Source organism: Aquabacterium sp. (assembly GCF_048860245.1).
Taxonomy (GTDB): domain Bacteria; phylum Pseudomonadota; class Gammaproteobacteria; order Burkholderiales; family Burkholderiaceae_C; genus Aquabacterium.
In genome coordinates this window covers 1-3,210 of sequence record NZ_JBLIZW010000036.1, presented here as the reverse complement: position 1 = coordinate 3,210, position 3,210 = coordinate 1, and the positions used below count along the sequence as shown (strand labels likewise).

The 3,210-nt window shown below is 60.5% G+C and carries 3 protein-coding genes and 1 pseudogene; 2 read left to right on the top strand and 2 right to left on the bottom strand.

What is annotated here, in order from left to right; translation table 11 throughout:
* Positions 1-1,098, top strand: a 1,098-nt coding sequence (locus tag ACMV18_RS04165) for a recombination-associated protein RdgC (protein ID WP_420816799.1), incomplete at its 5' end; no start/stop codon positions are given.
* 4 nt (positions 1,099-1,102) lie between these two features.
* Here the strand turns inward: ACMV18_RS04165 and ACMV18_RS04160 are convergent.
* A pseudogene (locus ACMV18_RS04160) lies at positions 1,103-1,765 on the bottom strand (alpha/beta fold hydrolase); the annotation flags it as partial.
* Positions 1,762-2,805 (bottom strand): M14 family zinc carboxypeptidase, encoded by a 1,044-nt coding sequence (locus ACMV18_RS04155; protein WP_420816798.1) that lies wholly within the window; start codon positions 2,803-2,805, stop codon positions 1,762-1,764. The pseudogene ACMV18_RS04160 and the gene ACMV18_RS04155, both read right to left, overlap by 4 nt.
* A 134-nt stretch (positions 2,806-2,939) precedes the next feature.
* Here ACMV18_RS04155 and ACMV18_RS04150 point away from each other — a divergent pair, with 134 nt between their 5' ends.
* The gene (locus ACMV18_RS04150) at positions 2,940-3,077 is read left to right on the top strand and encodes a hypothetical protein (RefSeq protein WP_374258490.1); all 138 of its coding nucleotides are present in this window, start codon (positions 2,940-2,942) and stop codon (positions 3,075-3,077) included.
* The last annotated feature ends 133 nt before the right edge of the window (positions 3,078-3,210 follow it).

The following is a 3,210-nucleotide window of genomic DNA, read 5'->3' as shown; positions in this document are numbered from 1 at the left end:
CGAGGGTTCGAATCCCTCCGACTCCGCCAAGACAAGAACGCCCCTGATTCGTCAGGGGCGTTTTCTTTTGTGCGCAACCATTTGAGTGCGTCTCAGGCGCGCTGTGGAGAAATCAGCATGTTCAAGAATCTGACGATTTATCGCATCGGGCAGGGTTGGGCCGCCTCCGTCACGGAGATCGAGGCGGAGCTCGACAAGGCGCGATTCGTGGAATGCGGTGCCACGCAGCAAAAGTCCTCCGGATGGGTGGAGCCGCGTGGTGAGGCTCATGCGCCGCTGGTAGAGATGGTCGATGGTCAGTTGTTGCTGAAGTTGATGACTGAGCAGCGCGTGGTGCCAGGCGCTGTCATCAAAAAGCGCACCGAGGAAATTGCGGCACAGATTGAAGAGCAGACGGGTCGTAAACCTGGCAAAAAGCAGATCAAGGATCTGAAAGAACAGGCCTTACACGAGCTGTTGCCGATGGCGTTCACGAAGCAGTCTGTGACGCGGGTCTGGATTGCGCCCAAGGATCAGTTGTTGGTGCTGGATACGGGCAGCCAATCCAAAGCCGATGAAGTGGTGACCTTGTTGATCAAGTCGTTCGACGGCTTGGCCTTGTCGTTGCTGCAAACCGAGATGTCACCGGCAGCCGCCATGACGCACTGGTTGGGGACAGGCGAGGCACCCTATGGCTTCTCGATTGACCGCGAGTGCGAGCTGAAGTCTCAGGACGAGATGAAGTCGGTCGTGCGGTACGCGCGCCACCCGCTCGACACCGATGAAGTCAAGCAGCACATCGTGAGCGGCAAGGTGCCCACGCGGGTGGGGATGACTTGGCGCGATCGGGTTTCCTTCATCCTCACCGAGTCCTTGCAACTCAAGAAGGTGGCCTTCTTGGATGTGGTCTTCGAGGGAGCCGTGGCCGTCGACAAAGGCGAAACCTTCGATGCGGACGCAGCCATCACGACCGGCGAATTGAGTCAGCTGATTCCGGATCTGCTGGATGCGCTGGGCGGAGAGCAGGTGATGGGAGGTGCTGCGCCCACGCCGCAATCTGCTGAGCCACCCAAGGCCCCGCATCCAGCGGCAGATCATGCCCCGCCGTGGGATGCGTGAGGATCGGGGTCTGCCAGGCTTTTGCCACTTGCGCTGAGCAAGATGGATGCACCAGGCGGTCTCCTTGACCATTGAGGATCAGCATCGGTACTCGGGGGGGCACATTGGGTGCACGGTACTTGGCCGCAGCCCAAAGCTGCCTCAAGGCGTTGCTGGTCTGGACGGGCTGATGCGCTCGCAGTTGGCACCAGGTTTGACGCGTTGAGAATGGGTCGGCGGGGTGCCTGGACGTCATATCAAGGATGGCCTGTTCCCACTCGTCAGCCGACGCCCGGCGCATCAGCAGGGATGCGATGCGCCCATAGTTTTGGGGGCGTAGTCTGTGCCAGAAGGGGCTGAAAGGCCTCATGCTCGTATTGATGAGCACACAGGCCTGAATCTCCTCTGGATGCGTGTATGCCCACTCGGTGGCGATCATGGCCCCCAGCGACATGGCAATCAGGCGCACCGGCGTTGACGCGGCACCGATGCCGGTGGCTTGCCTCAATTGCGCGACCATGTCGCTGACGCGACTTGCGCTGCGGAGATGGCATGCGGCACCGTTGCCCGGCAGATCCGGTGTCAGGATCTGATCACCTATCGGCAGAAGCGCACGCAATAGGTCGGGAAATTGGCCCCAATGGCCGCTTCCTCGGGTCAGGCCTCTGAGCAGTATCCAGGTTGTCATGTGTGCATGAACCGCGGGCGTGGTTGTTCGGGATACCAACGCGCCAGGGCTTGCCGGTGATGCAGTGCGCGCGCGTCGGGGTCAGGGAGCCATCGGCCGTGGCTACAGCTTGCGCGTCCCATGAAATCGAGCAACGCCATGTGCCGGCGAAGCACCCGCTGTTGTCGGTGCTCGATCAGCGGATTGAAGATGCCGTGGCGACTGAAAAGTTGTCGGGGATTTTTTTTGACCCACATCCACGAGCCCATCTCCAAGGTCAGCGGCAAAAAAACGTGATCGGGCTGTGTCTGCACGCTTTGCAGGTACAAGTGGTCCCAGAGATCGCCATGTGTCAGGTACTGAACACTCTGCGGCTCGAAGATATAGCGATGGTGCGCGTTAGCTTGGTCGAAGATCCGATGCAAGGCATGGACTTCAGGCAGGTGATGAATCGGTTTGCGCGTGTGGGCAAACGGAAACCAGATTCGGTCTTGGGTGCCAAATCCCGAGTGGCAGTCGACAGCAATGGAAAACGGGCGAGGGAGCAGTTCCTTCTGTACAACGTTGCACAGCGCCTGGCTTTCCGCTTCCATGGGTGTGTTGACGGCACCGCGGTACCAGGGCAGGGCGGCGCTGAGTCGCTGTCCACCGATCAGAAACGGGACCGCCTCGGACGCGTTGACGGGCGCATTGCGCATCAAGTCAATGCCATTGGGGTTGGCGCGGGTGCCTTGCCAGAGGCCGCCGGGGTTCACCAATGGCATGAACACCATGCGAACCGATTCGAGTTGGTGATGCAGCAGGCTGTCCCACCTGAGCCGTTGCACCAGGCTGGCCAGATGGGTCATGACCACCTCGGCCCCAATGCGCTCCAGACCATGGACCCCGCCGAAGAATCCGATGGCAGGAACGTTGGGGGAGGGGTTGCCCAGGGCGATGGTCAGCACCTCCAGTTGATGCCTTCCCACCTGAACGGTGCACGCTACCTGCGTGTCGAGGTGTGGCTGTCCCAGTTCAATGATGCGCAACAGCGCATCCAGCTCTGGTAGATCTGAGGGCATGTGGCGATCGGCTGGGCAGCGAAGATGGGGTTGGCCCATGCTGCCAGTCTCGCATGACAAGGCGACGACAACGGTGTGTCACGGCCTTGTCATCGGGGATCGATAGCCTCAGTCGCTTCAGCCGGATCGCGATCATGTTGACCAAAAAACTCTCTCGCCACGCCTTTCAGATTCTTGCCTTGGGTGCGGCCGTTCTGGTCGGCCTGGCGGAGTGTGTCGCCTTGTTGCGGGCCCGGTGGTTCTCGGGCCGCAGGCAGGTCACGGGCGCTTGAATCCTGGCAAAGACGCCAGAAACTGGTCGACGTCTTGGGTGTAGCCATTGGGCAAGCCCAATTCCCCATTGATGTCGGAGTGACTCAGGTTCTCGGGCAACACGTTGGCGATGGCCCGGTTGTTGATGACCGC